General features: G+C 58.2%; 13 protein-coding genes and 1 tRNA gene. 6 read left to right on the forward strand and 8 right to left on the reverse strand.

Annotated elements, in window-relative coordinates; all coding sequences use genetic code 11:
- Positions 1–106: 106 nt before the first annotated feature.
- The 6 genes from bcsZ to BLT38_RS09275 all read right to left on the reverse strand — a co-directional run bounded on the left by bcsZ (position 107) and on the right by BLT38_RS09275 (position 11,192).
- Positions 107–1,288, reverse strand: coding sequence for a cellulose synthase complex periplasmic endoglucanase BcsZ (gene bcsZ, locus BLT38_RS09250; protein ID WP_083344917.1), 1,182 nt, complete (start codon positions 1,286–1,288; stop codon positions 107–109).
- The gene (bcsA, locus tag BLT38_RS09255; protein ID WP_083344918.1) at positions 1,289–5,854 is read right to left on the reverse strand and encodes a UDP-forming cellulose synthase catalytic subunit; all 4,566 of its coding nucleotides are present in this window, start codon (positions 5,852–5,854) and stop codon (positions 1,289–1,291) included.
- Positions 5,851–8,190 carry a cellulose synthase operon protein YhjQ/BcsQ gene (locus tag BLT38_RS09260; RefSeq protein ID WP_172838209.1) on the reverse strand — a complete coding sequence of 780 codons (2,340 nt, stop codon included), beginning with the start codon at positions 8,188–8,190 and terminating at the stop codon, positions 5,851–5,853. Before BLT38_RS09260 ends, bcsA begins: the two co-directional genes overlap by 4 nt.
- A gap of 288 nt (positions 8,191–8,478) precedes the next feature.
- Positions 8,479–8,554: transfer RNA gene (locus BLT38_RS09265), tRNA-Lys, on the reverse strand.
- A 112-nt stretch (positions 8,555–8,666) separates the two neighbouring features.
- On the reverse strand, positions 8,667–10,151 hold the full coding sequence (hldE, locus tag BLT38_RS09270; RefSeq protein ID WP_083344920.1) for a bifunctional D-glycero-beta-D-manno-heptose-7-phosphate kinase/D-glycero-beta-D-manno-heptose 1-phosphate adenylyltransferase HldE: 1,485 nt from the start codon (positions 10,149–10,151) through the stop codon (positions 8,667–8,669).
- Between the two features lie 9 nt (positions 10,152–10,160).
- On the reverse strand, positions 10,161–11,192 hold the full coding sequence (locus tag BLT38_RS09275; protein ID WP_231966834.1) for a glycosyltransferase family 9 protein: 1,032 nt from the start codon (positions 11,190–11,192) through the stop codon (positions 10,161–10,163).
- A gap of 61 nt (positions 11,193–11,253) precedes the next feature.
- Between BLT38_RS09275 and BLT38_RS09280 the strand changes: the two genes are divergently transcribed.
- From BLT38_RS09280 to BLT38_RS09305, 6 genes are all read left to right on the forward strand, one after another.
- Complete coding sequence (locus BLT38_RS09280; RefSeq protein WP_231966835.1) at positions 11,254–11,946, forward strand: DUF4254 domain-containing protein; 693 nt, start codon at positions 11,254–11,256, stop codon at positions 11,944–11,946.
- A gap of 101 nt (positions 11,947–12,047) precedes the next feature.
- Positions 12,048–12,647 carry a TPR end-of-group domain-containing protein gene (locus BLT38_RS09285; protein WP_083344922.1) on the forward strand — a complete coding sequence of 200 codons (600 nt, stop codon included), beginning with the start codon at positions 12,048–12,050 and terminating at the stop codon, positions 12,645–12,647.
- An 87-nt stretch (positions 12,648–12,734) separates the two neighbouring features.
- Positions 12,735–13,694: a 2-hydroxyacid dehydrogenase gene (locus tag BLT38_RS09290; protein WP_231966836.1), complete on the forward strand. Its 960-nt coding sequence runs from the start codon at positions 12,735–12,737 to the stop codon at positions 13,692–13,694.
- A gap of 47 nt (positions 13,695–13,741) precedes the next feature.
- A complete protein-coding gene (locus BLT38_RS09295) occupies positions 13,742–14,788 on the forward strand; it encodes a gluconeogenesis factor YvcK family protein (RefSeq protein WP_083344924.1) in 1,047 nt (348 codons plus the stop codon).
- A complete protein-coding gene (locus BLT38_RS09300) occupies positions 14,785–15,381 on the forward strand; it encodes a GNAT family N-acetyltransferase (RefSeq protein ID WP_083344925.1) in 597 nt (198 codons plus the stop codon). The genes BLT38_RS09295 and BLT38_RS09300 overlap by 4 nt, the downstream gene beginning before the upstream one ends.
- 26 nt (positions 15,382–15,407) lie before the next feature.
- Entirely contained in the window at positions 15,408–16,730 is a 1,323-nt protein-coding gene (locus BLT38_RS09305) for a M16 family metallopeptidase (protein ID WP_083344926.1), read from the forward strand.
- A gap of 55 nt (positions 16,731–16,785) precedes the next feature.
- On the opposite strand, the gene BLT38_RS09310 is transcribed toward BLT38_RS09305, so the two are convergent.
- Positions 16,786–17,460 (reverse strand): PepSY-associated TM helix domain-containing protein, encoded by a 675-nt coding sequence (locus BLT38_RS09310; protein ID WP_231966837.1) that lies wholly within the window; start codon positions 17,458–17,460, stop codon positions 16,786–16,788.
- Positions 17,441–19,009 carry a DUF2271 domain-containing protein gene (locus BLT38_RS09315; RefSeq protein ID WP_231966838.1) on the reverse strand — a complete coding sequence of 523 codons (1,569 nt, stop codon included), beginning with the start codon at positions 19,007–19,009 and terminating at the stop codon, positions 17,441–17,443. Before BLT38_RS09315 ends, BLT38_RS09310 begins: the two co-directional genes overlap by 20 nt.
- Positions 19,010–19,035 lie beyond the last annotated feature (26 nt).

Genomic DNA, 19,035 nt, shown 5'->3' on the forward strand with positions numbered 1-19,035 from the left:
TGGGGGTCAGGTTTGCCGTGTTCCCCACAGAATCTTACTCGTTTCTTGGGTGGAACAGCCGGTTTTTTTAGGGGTTTACTCTTGTGGTAACAGCTACTTGGCTTCCCTACTTCCATTTCAGCCTGAGCTTTCCATCACGGTCGAAGCGAAAACGTCCCTCCTGCCAACCTGTCGCAAATAACGCAAGATTCTGGTCATAGTACAGAGAAGAGTGGCCATACAGACCGGTTGCTGAGTCCTTGCTGGCCGTCAGGCGATCGTTCTGCGTCTTTGCCTGACTCATGCGGCCAGTGCTGACCAGAAAAGGAATCATGGCTGCCGAAAACCCGACCGTGCCCTCTGGATTCAGGATCTTTCCGGTGGCATCCACCTGCAGCGGAGGCGTCGGGGCCGTTTGCATGTAACGTCCCATGCCCTGCAGATATCCCAGCGAGTCAGAAACGCCGTTGGTGCCCTTGTCGGCCATGCCGAGCCAGAGATAAACACGGATGGATTCATAACCGCCGACCGGAGCGAAATCAGTCTTGCCGGTGGCTAGTTGTGCCGGGGTTCCGCTGGGACGTACGGCTGTCCCTGCAGTGACCCAATCCATGGCATATCCGGTGGGAGAGCTTCCCTGTATCAGCGCAGGGTAACTTTCCAGCAGCGGTGTCCATGGCCCTTGCGGCGATTCCGTACGCAGACGGGCCACCACCTGCGGCGGCGTGTATGAGGGATTCAGGATGAAGGTGTTCTGATCAGGGTGAAAGCCCTGCGGACCGGGCAGCAAAACTGTCCCCAGTCCCGGCACCAGCGCGACTTCGCTCTGTGCGATGCGGTTCGCAAGGACCGTACCAAGCTTTGCGAGACGATCGTCCTTCCAGAGACGTCCGGCCTCAACGAGGTCGTAAGCCATCCAGAGATCGGCGTCAGCCGCGGAGTTGGCATCGAGCGTCTTCCACTGGCCTTCGGGTGACTTGCCCCAATTCCATGCAGGGAGACGTGCTGTGAGGTCGCCGCCGGCGAGGTTGTCCTCGGTCCAGCGGAGCATCTTGTCAAAGGTAGGACGGTCGTTGGTGACAAGGGCGAAGAACATGCCATACGCCATGCCTTCGCTGGTGGTGCGGTCGTTGGCGTCGTGGTCAATCACGCGGCCGGAGGCATCGACAAACTTTGCACGATAGGACTGCCACAGCGGCCACGGGACCTCTGCACGGCAGCCCGTCTGCGATAACAACGTCACGCACGCGATTGCGACCGCCGCTGTGCGACGGAAGCCATCACGCCACCCTTTTCGTACTCCCAGCATTTAGTCCTCTCCCTGCAACCGCAGCCGTGCGCGACGGCGGAGCGATACACGGATGATTATTGCCAGCAGGATGCTGGCCAGGATCACCAGTACTACAACGGATGCAGGGAATTCGGAAAAGAACAGCTGGAGACGTGTCCAAATTGACAACGACCCAATCTTGTAGACGTCGTTGCCAATGCGGTATGAGACGAACTGCGTACCGTGAAGCACGGCGACGGACTGCGAGATGTCCGAGGACGAGCTGACGCGGAGGAAGGTTGTGAGGAACGCGGGGATGACCGAATGGTCACGCAGAGCGATCACAACGACCGAGCGGTTGGAACGCGCAGGCCATTCCATGCCTTCGATCAAAGCGTCGGGCAGACCGCCGGAGACTTCCAGCTCGCCTGTCTTGACGTGATCGGAGGAGCGAACCTTCCACCATGCGTGTTCGAGAGGAGCGAAGAAGCCCTGGGTGTCGGAAATCTTGAGGCCGCTGGTTGAAGGCTGTACCGGCAGGTGGTTGTTCAGCTTGGCGAAGGCCGTCTGATCTTCCACGGTGCCCATGACGATGTAGTCCTTCTTACCGTCAGACTTCAAGCCGTCGGGACCGTCGACTGTGACATCGATTGCGGGATAGCCGGTGGCAGCACCGAAGTGGCCCATGAGGGTCAGGTAGGCTTCGATCTCATCTGCGCCTGGGTTATCCGGCAGGATGAAGGCGGTCTGCGACAGGTCCTTGTATCGCGTGAACGGGAAGCCTGCGTTGGAGAACAGTTCCAGATCGGGCAGCACAGCCAGATGCGGAATGCCACGGATGTCGAGGTAAGAATCCTTAACGATGGCTCCCTGCAGGTTGAGCGGCGCCGTGTCCTGGCACTTGTTCTTCTTCGCGATCTGGAAGACGAACTTGAGGCTCATGGTCTGCGAGAACGGACGCATGTTTCCGCGTGGGATGGGGATTTCCGTTTCGAGGCGCGCGGAGGCGCGATCCGCATGAGGCATGGGCGTGGACGAAACGTACGCCGTGTTCATGTAGACCTGCAGCGTGCTCTCATTCGCCAGCGGCACCGGGTTATACCGGTAGTCCATGTGGAAGATGATGTTGGCGCGCGAACCGTAATAGAGATCCGGTGGCAGACGCATGAAGACGCCTACAGGCACGGAGCCGTCGCCCTGAAGGTCTCCCGTCTGCATTAACTCACCAACGGTTGTGAGGCGATCCGTGGGCATCCAGCGTGGTGCATCGTCTGGCTGGCTGGGAGCAGGATGCGTTACGGATACCGACACCTGATTGCCCTGCCACATGTCTTTCTGCAGCGAGAGCGCTTGCGCAGCAAGTACTGCGTCTGCGGCGGAATTTCCGGTGAGCACCAGAACCTTGGAATACGGGTCGGATGGATTCGTCCGCATGGCTATGGTGGGCCCGCCAGTGGACTGCACATTGAGCGATGACGGGAGTTCCGCGGCGTTCTCGCTAATGAGGATGACGTTGCCCTGAGGAATCTGTCCGAACGACACCGGGAAGCGGACCTTGCGGTAGTCGGTGAGTACGCCGAAGTAGGAGGCGACAATGCCGGCAGCCTGCATCGCTTTCGTGGAAGGCTGGTTCAGGAAGACGATGGGCACCACGGGGTGCAGGTTGACTGCGGCGTCATAGAACGGCAGCGGCAACAGCTTGAGGTCGTCCTGCAGGGGCAGCAGATTGCCGGTGAGTTCGATGGAACTGTTGTTATCGATGTGCGACCACAGCGTGGAGTGCGAGGGGTCTTCGCACTGCAGGGTGTAATGGCCGATGAACTCAAAGGTGATCTGGTTGTCGCGGACGAGCATGTCCGCGGGCATTTCCAGCGTGGCTTCCATGAGCGCGTTGTTCTCGTTAACGCGCGTGACGGAAAGCTTCTGGCTCTCTGCAATCTTCTCTTCCGGTGTCAGATCTGCAGGCGTCAGATTCGGCTGTTGCGTGACGGGCAGCGTGGCGAAGAGAGTGCCGTTGACAGAGACCTTCAGATGGCTCAACGCAGGCAACAGGCCCGGCGAAAAGTGATAGCGCAGATGCAGTGTCGCGGTCTTCACAACCTGCGTCTGCGGCACAGCGAAGTAGACAGAGTGGTACGCGTCCACACCGCGCAGAACGACGGTGTCAGCAACGCCTACGTCCTGCAACGTGAAGACGTTGTCGAACTGTCCCGGAGGCATCACACGCTGTTGCAGCGCGGAACCGGGTGTCACACCCAAAGCGCCAACGTTTGCGGCTCCACTTTGTGGTGCAGGTGGCACCATTATGCCGGGTGCTTGCGCATGCGATGACGCGCCCAGGCCCAATAACATTCCCAGCGTGAGCAGCAGCGCCAGCGGGGCGATTCCCGTACTCAGCGCACCTTTTCCACTACCACCGTTCTTCTTCATCAGACCTCGGAAGGTTTCTCTCAACCCAATTACTGCAAGATGCAAGATGCGCGCCAGGCTCTTCAGCGGCCTATCGGCTTCACGTGCTTCGCCCCATCCGAGCCACGTGTCGGCACGCGAGTACAGCACTTGCGTGAGCGCCTCTTCTTCGGAGATGGAGAGTGGATCAAACTGCGCGCGAAGCTCTGTTCCATTTACGCGAACGATCGTAGCGGGAAGCGACTCTTCGCCATCCAGCACCGGGAAGTGGAGACGAACCGGTTCCCCGCCTTCCACCATTGCCGCTGCTTCGTCGGTTTCCATCATCACGCCGCCACTGGAAACGTCGGCGGTCACACCAGTGAGCATGGTTCCATCGGGCAGTTCAACGGTTACAGGCACCTGCATGGTGACACGCACTGTTTGACGACGTTGCTGGCTTTCCCACGCCACACCGCAGGCCACGCCCAGGATGAGGATGTTGAAGAAGGTCCAGATGACGTTCATCAGGATGGTTCCAGGGTGGGTGCCGTCATACATGTTCGCGAGAATGTTCAACGGCCAGATAAGGCCGCTTCCCGGGAAGTGAATGTATCGCGGAATGGCGCAGAGCAGCCCAAGGAAGCTAAACGCGAGCATTGTGAGGAACGGCAATGCGATACGCGAATCGAAGAACCTGCGGCTAACCACACCGCCCTTTGCCGTTACGTTGAACGAACCCAGCTTGGGGTTGAGGATGGCCATGAACGTGGGCAGGAAGATGTACGGCGCCAGCACGGTCTCGTAGATCTCGTTCCAGAACGAATGGCGATGCTGGCCCTGGATGCGCGAGTTCGTCATGGATGACAACACAAGGTGCGGGAAGGCGTACGCGAGAATCGCTGCCCAGTACCCCGGCACGTTCGTGTGTCCCAGGATCAGGTAGATCAACGGAGCGAACAGGAAGATCAAACGCGGCAGACCGTAAAGGAAGTGGGTCATCGCGTTGAAGTAGCAGAGCCGCTGCATGGGCTTGAGGCCCGGCGCAAACAGCGGATTGTCTGTACGCATGATCTGAATCATGCCGCGTGCCCAGCGAATACGCTGCTTTACGTGACCACTGAGGCGTTCCGTAGCCAGACCTGCTGCCTGCGGGATGTTGATGTATGCCGTGTTCCAGCCATTGATCTGCATGCGGAGGCTGGTGTGAGCGTCTTCCGTGACGGTTTCAACAGCGATACCGCCAATTTGATCCAGAGCTTCGCGACGAAGTACGGCACAGGAACCGCAGAAGAATGTGGCGTTCCAGAGGTCGTTGCCGTCCTGCACGATGCCGTAAAACAGTTCGCCTTCATTGGGGATGGCGCGGAACTGGCCGAGGTTACGTTCGAACGGATCGGGCGAATAGAAATGATGCGGCGTTTGCAGCATGCCCAGCTTGCGGTCGCGAACGAACCATCCCACAGTGACCTGCAGGAACGAGCGTGTGGGAACGTGGTCTGAATCGAAGATGGCCACGAGCGGTGAGCTCAGGCGCTTCAAGGCGCGGTTGATGTTGCCAGCCTTGGCGTGCGCGTTATCGTCACGCGTCATGTAACCGATGCCTGCTTCTTCGCAGAAGATACGGAACTCTTCGCGCTTGCCGTCGTCGAGCACATAGACGTTCAGCTTGTCGGCGGGCCAGTCAATGAGTGTGGCGGCGAGTGCCGTGTAACGGACCACGTTGAGCGGTTCGTTGTAGGTCGGGATCAGCAGATCCACTGCAGGCCAGTCTTCCGTATCGTCCGGTAGCGGCACGGGGGTGCGGCGCAGCGGCCAGAGCGTCTGCATGTAGCCCAGATAAAGAATGGAGAACGAATACGCTTCCGCCAGAACCAGCAGGAAGATAAAGAACGCATCGAGTCCGCCCCACTGCGAAGCGGGGTCCAAGAAGAACTTAATGACTGTAGAGATACGCCAGTAGGCGTAGCGGTACGTGGAATAGCAGGACGCCATCATCAACGTGAGCGTGATGAGGTACGACGAGGACGAACGATCCATCCATACCGCGATGAGAACGGTCACAACGCCGAGAATGGCCTGCTGTGGCCACGTGAGTTCCAGTAAACCTGCGTAAACCAAAAGGCAGACGCAGCAGAAGACTACCGTCGTGCGGAGGAGAAGCAAGAAATAGTTGTCGCCGCTCTCAAACTGCTGCCAGAGTCGCGTTTCTGTCATCGTTCACTCCAGCGGATGCTTCGCATACTGTTCTGCGCTGGTGCTGCAAGGTTGCGAGCCCACTCCGCCAGATGCATGTAATCCTCCGCAACCGGCGATTCCGGCGCGTAATCCATAACGGTCATACCTTCTGCCAACGCTTCCGAAACTGCAGGAGAACGGCGGATCATCACCGGCAACAGACGGTCGCCCAGTTGCTGACGCAACACCTCACGCACATCCAGATGAAGCGGCAATGAGGCATCAAACTGGTTCAGAACATAGTAAGGACGAACGGGGCGCCCCTCCGTGTCCTGTGTTCCCGCAAAGAAGCGTTCCATGTTCTTGATGCCGAGAACGGAGTTCATGTCTGGCGTGATGGGCACGAGAATCTTCGCCTGCTTCTCTGATGCAAGGCGACGTCCTAACCATGCGCTGGCGCTGTTCAGATCCAACAGTACGCGCTGCGTGCCGTGTGCATGCCGAGATATCTCATCCAGAAGATCCGCCTGTCCTTCGTCGTTACCATTCAGTCGCTCTGCCTGGTAATTCACCATGAAGACTGGTGCAGCCTTGCTGCCTGGTGGGGGCGAGAAGGTCCGCACTACATCTGGACGCAATTCGTTTGCGCCAAAGTAATACGGCAGTAGACCGTGAGGCGTGACGTCAGCAAGAAGAACTCGTTCCCCCATGGAGGACAGCGTGCGTGCGACGGTAGCCACCATGCTGGTCTTGCCGACACCGCCGGCCAGAGACATGACGCAGAGTGTTGGCACCGGAACATCCTTGCTGCGCGCGGGGACAGCGGGCTCCGAATGCGTTTCCGACCCGACCAATCCCTTCAGAGCAAACCAACGTGCGGCAACGCGTTCGCGCGACTGCTGCAAGGTATCTGATGAAGGACGCGCGGTTGGCGCGTTCGCGACATCGCTGGAGGCCGATCGAGGTTGCGACACTTCCCTTTCCGCCACGTACTCCGGCGCGGGCTGACGCACATCGCGTGCAGCACGATCATCTGAAGCAGCTTCTATGCGCTGCGTTTCGGAGAATCCTGCGGCGGGGCTTTCGCGACGATCCTGATACGAAGGCACTTCGGCAGAGTCTCGTGCATCGCGTCCTAGCCATTCCGGACGCTCCTCGGAAGAACGCGCGGGCTCGCCCTGGATGGTGAATACGGGATTGGAATCGGACCGGCGGACATCTGTAGGAAGCCGACGCATGGACTGTTGCGAATCAGCAGCGTATTCCCCAGCTTCCGAAACATCACTGTCACGCCGTGCGGGTTCCTGGCGCGAATGACGCGTCGTGCGCGCCGAGATGTCAGTTGCAGATTCGCGACGACGAACACGCGAGGTGTCCAGCACGTGGGTATTCCCCGGTTCCGGGTCCACAGGACGGGTTATTGAACGTACGGCTCTCTCAGCAGATGCAGATGATGGTCGAGCACCGGGAACGCGCGGCGGGATATATAGATCGCCCGGCGCAGAGTTCAGGTCTGACGGAGACCGTGGAATAGCAGAAGCGCTTGCGGCTTCAGGCTTGTGATCGTAATAGCCGTGGTCGTCGATGTCCTGCGCGCGCATTTCGCTGGGGCGATGCAGGCGCTCCTGCTCGTCCGGACGACGGCGTTCGTGTGCATCTTCCGGAGTGTCGGTCCGGTGGTCCGGATAGGCATAGTTCTCTGTATAGGGAGAGCGCTCCGTTCCCGCGGCCGCAGGCATTTCTGCGCTGCCCTTGGAACGGTAGTAATTTTCTGTGATCCTGCGCTCTGAAGAGACACGCTGCGGGACGGAACTGCGGACGCCTTTGCCGGGAGCAAATGCCGTGGGTTCCAGGTGCCCAGCGTAATAGTAGGGATCCTCGATCTCACCGGGGATGTTCTCCCGGGTCGAGTTGCGGTAACGCGCATCGGCCTCTGCGTAACGTGCCGCCTGCTGCTCAACATGGCGGCGCGCCTCCTCCATCTCTCGTTCTGCATCCTGGAGTGCGCGCTTCAGATTTTCTGCGGTTTCTACGTGGCGCTGGGCGGCCTGACGCTCGCGGCTGGCGCGCTCTTCTGCAAGTCGGCGAGCCTCTTCTGCTTCCTGCCGGGCCGCTTCGTTATCTGCAACTTCCTGCTCGTGGCGGCGCGCCTCTTCCAACTCTCGCACGGCAGCCTCCTCCATTGCCTGTGCGGCATCCAGCTCAGCCTGACGCTGCGCTTCCACCATGCGATGACGCTGTAGCGCGCGATGTTCGCGGCGCTCCGCGGAGAAATCTCTGTACTTGCCACCGTGGACGTTTGCCCACGTATACAGAACGGCTACGTCTTCCGGAGTCTCCGGAGCGTCCTGGCGTTCGTCTTCGGCTGGATTCATGCTGCTATCGTCCATGCTCTCCGTTTCTTTCCGCCTGTACCTTCAAGGTCATCCTTCAAAAACCGGCTCAATAACAAAAAGCGGCCACGGAGGGCCGTGCCGGTTTTAGGCCGGCAATCGGACGAGGTTTGCACATCAGCTGGTGCGAAAAGCACCCTGCTTGTGGTGAGGCTACGTTCCTTACCATCTCAAGTCAACCGGGGTATCTGCCACTAAAGTTGCAGGCAGGAACCTACGTCGGAACCCATGCTCCGGAACGGGAATGTCATGAAAAAAATGCGGTGGGAGTGGTGAGAGGTCTGGGATTCGAACCCAGGACCAGCGCCTTAAAAGGGCGATGCTCTACCAACTGAGCTAACCTCTCGAACAATTCAAGAATACCTGATTCTGATCAGAATGTCGGCCTACCCAACGGTGGAAGAGTGGCTCAGATATTCTGAGCGAACCGTTCGCGATACTCCCAAGCAATTCGCACTCTACTTCGCGTAGCCTGCCGTCATCTTCTTCACGATGTTGGTGGTGGAGAAGCCCTCCACAGTGGGCACAATCTCTACGCGTCCACCAGCGGCAAGAACATCTTCGTGGCCCACAACGGTCTCCACGGAATAGTCGCCGCCCTTCACCAGAACATTCGGCTTGAGAGCACGGATCAACTCGAGCGGCGTCTCTTCATCGAAGAGCACCACCATGTCGACACAACCGAGTGCAGCCATCACGCGCGTGCGTTCGTTCTGACCCACGATGGGACGTGTGGGTCCCTTCAGTTCACTCACAGAACGATCCGTGTTCATTGCGACCACGAGCTTCGAACCGTAGCGGCGGCAGTCTTCCAGAAGCGTTACGTGACCAATGTGAAGGAGATCGAAGCAGCCGTTGGTGAACACAACCGTTTCACCAGACTCCTTCCATTCGTCGATGCGTGCAACTGCGCGATCAAGATCCAACACCTTCTCGGCAGAGGTGATGCCACCGGAGACAGTAAGCTCTGCGACGATCTCATGCGCCGCCACAGGCACTGTTCCCAGCTTGGCAACGACAATTCCTGCGGCAACATTCGCCAGATCCACCGCGGTGCCTACCTGCAGACCACCGGCCAAGCCAGCTGCCAACGTTGCGATGACGGTGTCGCCTGCACCAGATACGTCAAAGACTTCGCGAGCACGTGAGGGGGAATGAATCTCTTCGCCTTTGCCGTCTGCATGGAGTACGCGGATGCCCTTCTCACTCATGGTGACCGTGAGGTAATCCATTTCAAGGGAACGCAACAGATCTCGCCCTGCCTGCAACAGATCATCCGTCTGGTGAGGAGGAACACCAGTCGCCATGCTGAGTTCATTCAGGTTGGGGCTGATGGTGGTGGCGCCGCTGTACTTGGTGAAGTCGCGCGTCTTTGGGTCTACCAGAACGGGAACACCACGGGAACGTGCGGCTTCGATGACGGCGTGGCAAAGCGACCTGGTCAGTGCGCCTTTTGCGTAGTCAGACAGGATGACTGCCTGAACGGAGGAGACTGCCTTCGTCGCGAAGGCGCGGAGAGCCTGGCAATCACCGTCTGCATGCTCATTGCGGCTCTCTACGTCGATGCGCATCAACTGCTGCGTTCGGCTGACAACACGCGTCTTCGCGATCGTGGGAAGGCCGCAGTCAACGAGTCCTGACGGATCCACACCAGAATCCTTGAGCAAGGAACGCAGTTCCGCTCCGGCTGCGTCGTCACCTACAAATCCTGCCAGGGTTGCCTTCAGCCCGAGTCCGGCAAGGTTCATCGCGACGTTTGCTGCGCCGCCCGGTCTGGAATATTCACGAACCTGCCGCAGGACTGGGACAGGTGCTTCCGGCGAGATGCGTTCCACATCGCCCACAATGTAGCGATCGATCATGACATCGCCAACTACCAACACACCGAGGCTGCCGAAGCCGCCCTCCAGCAGGTCAAGTACCTTGTGCAACTCGGGAAGCATGCATCTCCTTCAGAACGTCTTTGCGACGGACACCTTCATGGTAGCGGTAAGTGCAGCCAATACCTCATCCACGGTGATAGAAAGCAGACATTTGCGCTTTTGTTCAATGCAGGTCTCCAAAGCGCATCCCCAACAGTCAACATAGTGGTAAATCACACGATGATGTTTGCCGAAGGGGAACCACATACGCGGCTTGTTACGTGCTGCAAAGATAGCCACGCAAGGCGTTTGAACCGAGGCAGCGAGATGCATTGGTCCGCTGTCATGACCGAGAAAGACTTTGCATTTGTGGAAGGCAGCCGCACTCTGCCGGGGCGACAGCTTGCCGCACAGATTCACAACGGGACCGGCTCCCTCAATAGAACGCCAGCCATCGGCTGCAAACTCGCTTGCCTCTGATTCCTCTGGAGCACCGGCGAGCACGAGGCCGTGGTTCGGATAGAGCTCTGCAACTCGAGTCAGAAGAGCACGCCAGTTATCGCGACCCCAATCCTTCGCCTGCACCTTAGTCCCCACGCTGACTGCGATGCACGGCATATGAGCAACGGGTTCCAGGAGACGATCGGCTGCGGCAATCTCATCGTCGGAGAGTCGCATGTCCCAGCTTGTGGGCTCGTTCAGATAGGCTTCACCGAGAGCGCCGATGTTACGTGCCAAACGCGATGCTTCCGGTTCCAGCATGCCTGTGGCGTCGACCCTGCATCGCTGCATGTCTTCTGTAACGGGAATGCCGATGATGTTGCGGATGCCGCAGATTGTTTGGAAGAAACGTAAATCTCGCTGAGCTGTAACAGTGCCGCGCGCAGCCATGAGGTAGACCATTGCGTTCGGGCGGAAGCGGCGAATGCGGAAGACAAGCTTCAGCAGCTCCCACGGGCTGCGTGTGCCTACCGTGTAGCGCTCATAGCCATGGATAAGCCCGGAGTCGCCCAGAACCGCGGCAGCAGCGGGCGCCTTCCCTGAAACAGGAAAGTTTGTCAGCAATCTACGATCCGCCATGGGAAACGCACGTTCCACCAGGTGAAGCGATGGAAGTGCCACCAGTGTGTCACCTAAACTTCCCAGTCGATAGATCAGAACCCTACGCGCTGATCGGCCGATAGTGGCACTCCTGCCTGTTCCCGTTACACTCATTCTGACCTGCATGCTACACGCCAACTCCACTTTCGACCCCACGCCAGAAATGACACATCTGCTTGATGCGCATGCGGAAACGCTGCGTTTTGCGGAGCACACCGCAAGCTGGCACGTTGTTAACTCAGAGGTTCCTGACGTTGATTTATTACTGCGTTTACATCGCAGTAACTTTGACCTATGGCACCTGGAAGATCGAGCACGCGACACAGGCGCAACCGATGCAGTGATCGCCCAGGTGAAGCGCGAGATTGATCAAACCAATCAACGCCGCAACGACCTGGTGGAGAAAGTGGACAACGCATTGATGTCCGCGCTGGCTACTGCAAGTTTACCCAATCCTGAGTCTCCGTTGCATTCGGAGACGCCGGGCATGATTTTGGATCGACTATCAATTCTGTCCTTGAAGGTCTTTCATACAGACGAAGAGACACGGCGAGAGGACGCATCCGAAGAACATCGCGAGCGCAACCGTCAGCGACTGTCGATCCTGCAGGAACAGAGTTCTGCACTGACCGGATGTCTGGCTGACTTATGGCAGCAGGTGGTGCGTGGTGAGCGACGTTTTCAGCTCTACCGACAGATGAAGATGTACAACGATCCCACTCTGAATCCGGTGCTGTACGCTGCAGCGGAACGCAACCGGATGCGGGGCTCTTGACCGCGCCGCAACACTCCCGTATAACGCATAGCGAACACCCGTTGCCAACTTTATACGTTCCCCCCAAACAAACGGGCATACGGAAAACTCTCAGGACACTCATGCCAGCCGCAAAATCCGCAGCCTCCACCGCCTCCAAGACTTCTGCAAAGCCCGGTAAGAACGCGACCACCGGAAAGCCACCACGCACCATTGCAGGCACCGTAGCGCCTCAGCAGGACGAGTTGAGGCAGGAAATTCTCCGGCAGTATGAAGAGGCAGTCCGCGCGATGCAGCAGGGCAACTATGCCGCTGCACATCCGGCGCTGGAAAAGCTTCTGCAGATTGCCCCGCCGGAGTTCGTCGATCGCATCCGCATGTATCTTGCTGCTTGCGTTGCGCAAGCGAACCGCAAGACGGCGACCTTCACGTCTGCGGAAGAGAAGTATGACTACGCAATCTCACTGCTGAACGATGGACAGTTTGAGGATGCGCGGGAACATCTGAACGAAATCCTGGATGGCAACTCCGAGGCCGATTATGCGTTCTACGGTCTGGCCGTCCTTGCCTCAGTCACCGGCGACTCGCACAACTGCCTGGAGAAGCTTACGGAGGCGATCCGGTTAAATGGCCAGAACCGCATCCTGGCGCGCTCCGACTCAGATTTTCAGGACATGTCGGACGATCCTCGCTTCACCGAACTGCTGTACCCGGAAGCGTAAAAATACAAACGAAACATCGAACCACGGGCCGGCATCTTGTCGGCCTGTGGCTTTTGGTGCGATACCGCTGCGACTAACATGGAATCCATGAAGCCTATCCTTGCCGTGGCCCGCCACTTCACACCTGAGGTGAATGCGCGCATTGACCGCGATTTTGAGCCTCGCTGGAATCCCAATGAACAGCCATGGACGCAGGATGAACTGCTGCAGGCCGCGGATGGCGCCGACGCTGTCCTTGTTTCGCCGGTGAACAAGCTGGATGCGCGCTTCTTCTCGCTGCTTTCTAACTCAGTGAAGGTGATCGCGACGTTTTCTGTGGGATACGACCACATCGACCTGGCAGCGGCGCACGCCAGAGGCATCCCTGTCTCGCACACGCCGGGTGTGTTGACCGATGCGACCGCGGACGTGGGCATGCTGCTTCTTCTAGGTGCCTCGCGCCGCGCATACGAGGCCCAGCAGCGGCTTCGCAGCGGTCTGTGGGCATCGTCCAAGGGCGATCTGCTGGGATGGTCGCTACAGGGCAAGGTGCTGGGCATTTATGGCATGGGCCGCATCGGCCAAGCGCTGGCACATCGTGCGCGCGCTTTCGGCATGCAGGTGCACTACAACAATCGCAGCAGACTTTCGCCTGATGAGGAACAGGGCGCGGTCTTTCACGAAGACGCTGCTTCCCTTCTGCGTGTAAGCCAATTCCTTTCGCTGAACGCACCGGCTTCGCAAGACACACGGCACTTTCTGCGAACTGAAAACATCGATCTGCTTCCTGCTGGCGCAATCGTCATCAACACGGCGCGTGGAGCGCTGGTAAACGACGACGACCTGATTACCGCGTTAAAGTCCGGGAGGATTGCCGCCGCGGGACTGGACGTCTTTGAAGGCGAGCCAAAGCTCAATCCCGGGTATCTTGATCTGCCAAACGCGTTTCTGCTGCCACACATTGGAAGTGCCACGGTCGAGACACGCACTGCCATGGGGATGCTGGCGCTGGACAACATTGAGGCCGTACTGAAGGGCAGACCCGCACCGACGCTTCTGCGGAATTGAACGTAAACCTACACAAATTCCTATAACGAAACGGGTACACTCCAACAATGCCAGCTTCGGCAAAACAGCTTCGCGTGGTCGCCATCGGCGGGGGCACAGGCCTCTCCACGCTGCTACGCGGCCTGAAGCGCTATGTAGACACTGCGGATGCAGGCGAACACGATAACAACGCTTGCCTCAACGTACCGTGCCGCATTCGCAAATTGTCTGCGTTGGTCACAGTGACGGACGACGGTGGTTCATCCGGGCGGCTTCGTGAGGATCTGCAGATTCTGCCGCCGGGCGATGTGCGCAACTGCGTCGCAGCTCTCAGTGAAGATGAGCAACTGCTGACCAAGCTGTTCCAATATCGTTTCCCGAGCGACGGAACGATGCATGCCCTCTCCGGTCACTCGTTTGGCAATCTTTTTCTAGCAGCTTTGACAGCCATTCACGGAGGCGATTTCGCGAAGGCGGTGCAGGCCTCGTCGCACATTCTGGCGGCGCGCGGCAACATCTATCCGGCTACGAACTCTCCCGTAACGCTCTCCGCCATCATGGAGGATGGCTCCGTGGTTCACGGCGAAACGAATATCACTGCTTCGAGACATCGGATTGCAGAGCTGCGCATGCATCCCTCAGATGCTCCTCCCATGCAGGAAGCGCTGGAAGCAATTCAGGAAGCGGATCTGATCACCGTTGGACCAGGGTCGTTGTTCACTTCCCTCGTCACCAATCTGCTGGTGAAAGGCATTCCAGAAGCGATTGCTGCGTCGAAGGCGAAGCGTGTGTTCATTGGCAACCTGATGACACAAGCCAACGAATCCATTGGCCTGACTGCGTCAGAACACATGGAACGCATACGGTCGCACACTAATGGTTTGCAGCTGTTTGACTTTGCTTTGCTGAACACCGCATCGATCTCGCCAGCGCTGTTGCAGCACTACGCCAGCGGCGGGCAGCAGCCCATTGAAAACGATCTGGACCGCATTCGCGCCATGGGTGTAACGCCCGTAACGGGCAGCTTCGCGTACGAAGGCGTCGTGCTGCGCCACGACTACGATCGTGTAGCCGACGCGCTGATGGATCTGTGCGAACGCGAGCCATCGCAATGAGCCATACGCCGCTTCTGGAAGGCTATGGCGTTCGCCTTGAGCCGCTGTCCTCTGCACACATTCCTGCACTCACACAGATCGCGTTGGATGAATCCATCTGGCGTTACATGAATGTGCGCCCGACCACGGCGGATGACGTGAAGAAGCACGTTGAAGACACTCTTCTTCAGGCTGAACAGGATCTGGTGGAAGCATGGGTAACCTTCGTTGGCGATGAAGCGGTTGGCGCCACCCGTTTTCTGGATATCCAGAGAGCGCATCGTGGGGCGGAGATCGGTTTTACATGGCTGGCGAAGCCGTGGCGTTCCAGCGGTGTGAACCCACGCGTGAAGCTGCTGCAGTTGACGTACGGCTTTGAAACGCTGGGACTACGTCGCATCGCGCTCAAAACTCATCACGAGAATGTGCATTCGCAGAACGCCATGCTGAAGCTAGGCGCGCAGTATGAGGGCACCTTTCGCAATCACATGATCATGCCCGACGGATCGACGCGGCATACCAAGTGGTACAGCATTACCGCGGAAGACTGGCCTGACGTGAAGGCGCGCCTTTTGGAACGCATTTCGGGTGAACGGATACAGCGTAGAGCCTAACGCTCGTCGACCGCTACAATGGAAGGATGGTCGAAACCACTCCCCTTGCGGAGAATGCCGCATCCGCCACCGCCTCCAATGAACGCAACATCCGCCGCACCACGCTGCCGAACGGCATGATGGTGCTGACCGAACGCATGCCGCATGTCCGTTCCGTCAGCCTGGGCGTCTGGATTGGCACCGGATCGCGCGACGAACAGGCAGAAGAGAACGGCCTTTCGCACTTTGTAGAACACATGGTCTTCAAGGGCACCACGACCCGCTCCGCACGCGACATTGCGCGTGAGACGGACGCGATCGGCGGCAACCTGGACGCATTCACCGGCAAAGAAACCGTCTGCTTCAACATCAAGGTGCTGGATACGAATGTGCCTGCCGCGATGAACATCCTTTCTGATCTGGTCCTGAACCCGACGTTCGCAGCCGACGACATTGCGCGCGAACAGTCCGTGGTGCTGGAAGAGATCAAGATGGACGAGGACAATCCCGACTATCTGATCCACGAGATTCACACAGCGAACTTCTGGAAGAACGATCCGCTGGCGCGCTCCATCCTGGGCACAGCGAAGACTGTCTCCAGCTTTGATGAAGCCGCCGTGCGTCGTTTTCATTCTGAGCGTTTCGTCCCATCGAACATGGTCTTTTCAGCCGCAGGTCATCTCGAACACGAAGAGATGATTGCGGAGATCACGCGTTACTTCGGCGCGTTAGCTGCGACGTCTAGCACTCTGGCGCGCTTTCCGGAACCTGCGCCTACGCCGCACATCACACTGCGCAACAAGAAGTCTCTGGAGCAGGTGCAGATCTGCCTCGGCGTTCCTGCGCCGCGCGTGGACCATCCTGATCGCTATGCGCTGTACCTGCTCAGCAGCATCCTTGGCGGCGGCATGAGTTCACGGCTGTTCCAATCAGTGCGCGAAGAGGCAGGGCTGGCTTATTCGATTTACTCAGAACTGTCGCCCTTCCGCGATACAGGCGCACTGAGCATCTATGCAGGAACTTCGATTGAGAAGACGCAAGAGATGCTGCACCTGATCCTGGAAGAGTTCCGCCGCATTAAGGCAGCCCCTGTAGGAGAAGATGAACTGGAACGCGCCAAGAACCAGAGCAAGGGCAACATTGTGCTGGGACTGGAAAGTTCCTCATCGCGGATGAGCAACCTTGCGCGTCAGCAGATGTACTACGGCCGATTCAACACGGTGGACGACATCATCGCCGACGTAGATCGCGTGACCGCTGCCGATGTGCAACGCCTTGCCGTGTCACTGCTGCAGCCAGAGAAGATTTCACTGACGTTGCTAGGGAATCTCGGCGAGTTGAAGATCACTCGCGACGATCTCACTTGCTAAATGCAAAAAGCCTCGCTCGCGATGGATTCATCGCGAGCGAGGCTTTTTTGTTCTTCTACGGTACCCAGATGCGATAGAGCAGCAGGCACAGGGCTGTTGCAATTGCGGCCAACAGCAGACCGCTGGTGCGACGCTTGTAGATGAAGAAGATCAGCACCAGTCCAGAAAGCGATACCAGCGTGAGTAGGATGGCTGAACCGTCTATCACCCATGACCACACCTTGCCGCTGTCGCGCCCCTTGTGAAGGTCATTAATGACGGCAACGAATCCTGCTTTCGTCTCCACCACCTGATACTTTCCTGTGGCGCGATCTACCGTTGTGTCCGCGCTATAGCCCGGGCCGCGGAAGCTGAAGGTGATCTGGTCGTCGTCCACGCGCAGGTCTTCGGTATTTACCGCACCGTGGACATGGTCCGTGTTGCGGATGTGCTCCACGATGGCCAGTGTGTCCGGATGGTCCTTCGGTCCCATCTCTTTCGCGGACAGCGAACCGTTAAGATTCTTAACCACCTCTCCATGCGAGAAGTAGTCCGCGTGGTTCAGTGTGAGTCCGGTCACAGCGAAGAACAGCACCACGGCGAAGCTCACCATGGACAAATAGATATGCAGCCAGCGCGAGACAATCGCGGTCTGCTTACGCAGACGCACCCGGAGAGGCTGTTTCGCCTTTCCGGGTGTGCTGTGATGGCTTTCGGGTTTGGTGGAAGGACTAGTGTTTACGGTAGTCAAGCTGCACCGCTCCGAGTTCATCGCTTGCCGGCAACGTCTTCGCAGAAGGCGTGCCGTTGAAGTTGATCTCCTGGCGAAGCAGCGAGTGACCACCGTGTTCACGCGCGGCTTCAATCACCACTGTGTACGTGCCTGCCTTTAGCAGCTTGCCGTTGTTGTCTTTACCGTCCCACTTCAGCGTGTATGAACCCGGGACACGCGTAGCACTGGAAACCGTTGCAGAGATGTCCGTGCCTTCGCTCAGATTGCGCAGCTGGTCATCGCGGTACCAGCCCTTCAACTCATTCAGCCAACGAGGATTCTTGAACCACAGCGCAATGGTGCGAACGGGATACTTGTCCTTGTCTTCAATCCACACCGCAACATAAGGACGACGATAACGCGGGTTATCCATACGCGGCAGTTCCAGCTTGATCTGCAGTTCCATGGACTGGTTCCAGTTCGTGCCGGCCTGCGGTGCTGCAGCGCCCGCCTTCACGATGTATGCAGCGCGTTCGAGTTTGGGCTCTGCGTAGTTCGTCCAGCCGTTGCTGCGAATTTCTTCGCCAGACGCAGTCACGATGAGATATTGCGCATCGGGATGACGCTGCATCAATGCCTGCGATTCACGCGGCGATAGGATGGACAACGCTGTAGCCAATGCGCCCGCAGTAGTTGCATCCTGAGCGATAACGCTGGAGGACAGCACCTGCGCTGCAGGCGTAGCCGTGCGCGGGTCGATGATGTGGGACATGCGCTCGCCTGCAACATCGAAGCCACGACGATAGCTGCCACTGGTGGCGATGGCACGGTCGCGCAGCACAACTGTGTCGATGGCTGCATCGTTCTCGGTGTGCGCCTGAGGATTGGCAACGTCAACACGCTGGGTCAAGGCGCCGCGAGTTACGATGTCGCCACCCACGTTCAACATCACGCCTGATGCACCTGCGTGCAGAGCGGCTTCTGCAGCCTTCTCCGTGATCCAGCTTTTCGTGAACGTAGCAAGGACCAGCGGAGCATCGCTGAGACGCGTTGCTGTGCCGTTGGTACGATCCAACGACCAGTGGGGCTGCTTCATCGTCTGCACAGCAGCAGCAAGCTGTTCCGTGGAAGGCGCTGCACCTTTTGCAGCGGCACCACGCCATACCTTTGCAGCAGTCTCGCTGGAAGCGTTCAGAACTCCGCCCGTTTCACCCTGCCAAGCATCGAAGTGAGCGAGCACTTCCATCAACTCCGGCGATACCTTCACTGCAACGCCGCGTGTCTTCTGCCAACGCGAAAATTCGCTGTCCGCATTCCATGCGCTGAGTTTCGAGGAAAGACGATCGAACTCTGCAAGCGCGGCCTTCTCGGCTACACGTGCATCGCGCTGCGACGGTGCACTGATGGCCGCATCCAGTGATGTCCCCAACACGTTTTCATGCGAGAAACCCCATGTACCCGCGGCATCCTTCGCCGGAGCAACAGAGGGTTCTGCAGCATGTGCCGCAACAAAGCCCGGCAGAACACCAAACGCAATCGCAGCCAGTGACACTGCACCATTCTTCATCTTCGAAACTGTCTTATTCACCTGAAAATCTCTCCCGGATCTTTGCC

It is taken from the genome of Terriglobus roseus, assembly GCF_900102185.1.
GTDB classification, from domain to species: domain Bacteria; phylum Acidobacteriota; class Terriglobia; order Terriglobales; family Acidobacteriaceae; genus Terriglobus; species Terriglobus roseus_A.

Coding starts and splice junctions, on each gene's coding strand:
- bcsZ (WP_083344917.1), bottom strand. CDS start 1,288: ATGCTGGGAGTACGAAAAGGGTGGCGTGATGGCTTCCGTCGCACAGCG.
- bcsA (WP_083344918.1), bottom strand. CDS start 5,854: ATGACAGAAACGCGACTCTGGCAGCAGTTTGAGAGCGGCGACAACTAT.
- BLT38_RS09260 (WP_172838209.1), bottom strand. CDS start 8,190: ATGAATCCAGCCGAAGACGAACGCCAGGACGCTCCGGAGACTCCGGAA.
- hldE (WP_083344920.1), bottom strand. CDS start 10,151: ATGCTTCCCGAGTTGCACAAGGTACTTGACCTGCTGGAGGGCGGCTTC.
- BLT38_RS09285 (WP_083344922.1), top strand. CDS start 12,048: ATGCCAGCCGCAAAATCCGCAGCCTCCACCGCCTCCAAGACTTCTGCA.
- BLT38_RS09290 (WP_231966836.1), top strand. CDS start 12,735: ATGAAGCCTATCCTTGCCGTGGCCCGCCACTTCACACCTGAGGTGAAT.
- BLT38_RS09295 (WP_083344924.1), top strand. CDS start 13,742: ATGCCAGCTTCGGCAAAACAGCTTCGCGTGGTCGCCATCGGCGGGGGC.
- BLT38_RS09300 (WP_083344925.1), top strand. CDS start 14,785: ATGAGCCATACGCCGCTTCTGGAAGGCTATGGCGTTCGCCTTGAGCCG.
- BLT38_RS09305 (WP_083344926.1), top strand. CDS start 15,408: ATGGTCGAAACCACTCCCCTTGCGGAGAATGCCGCATCCGCCACCGCC.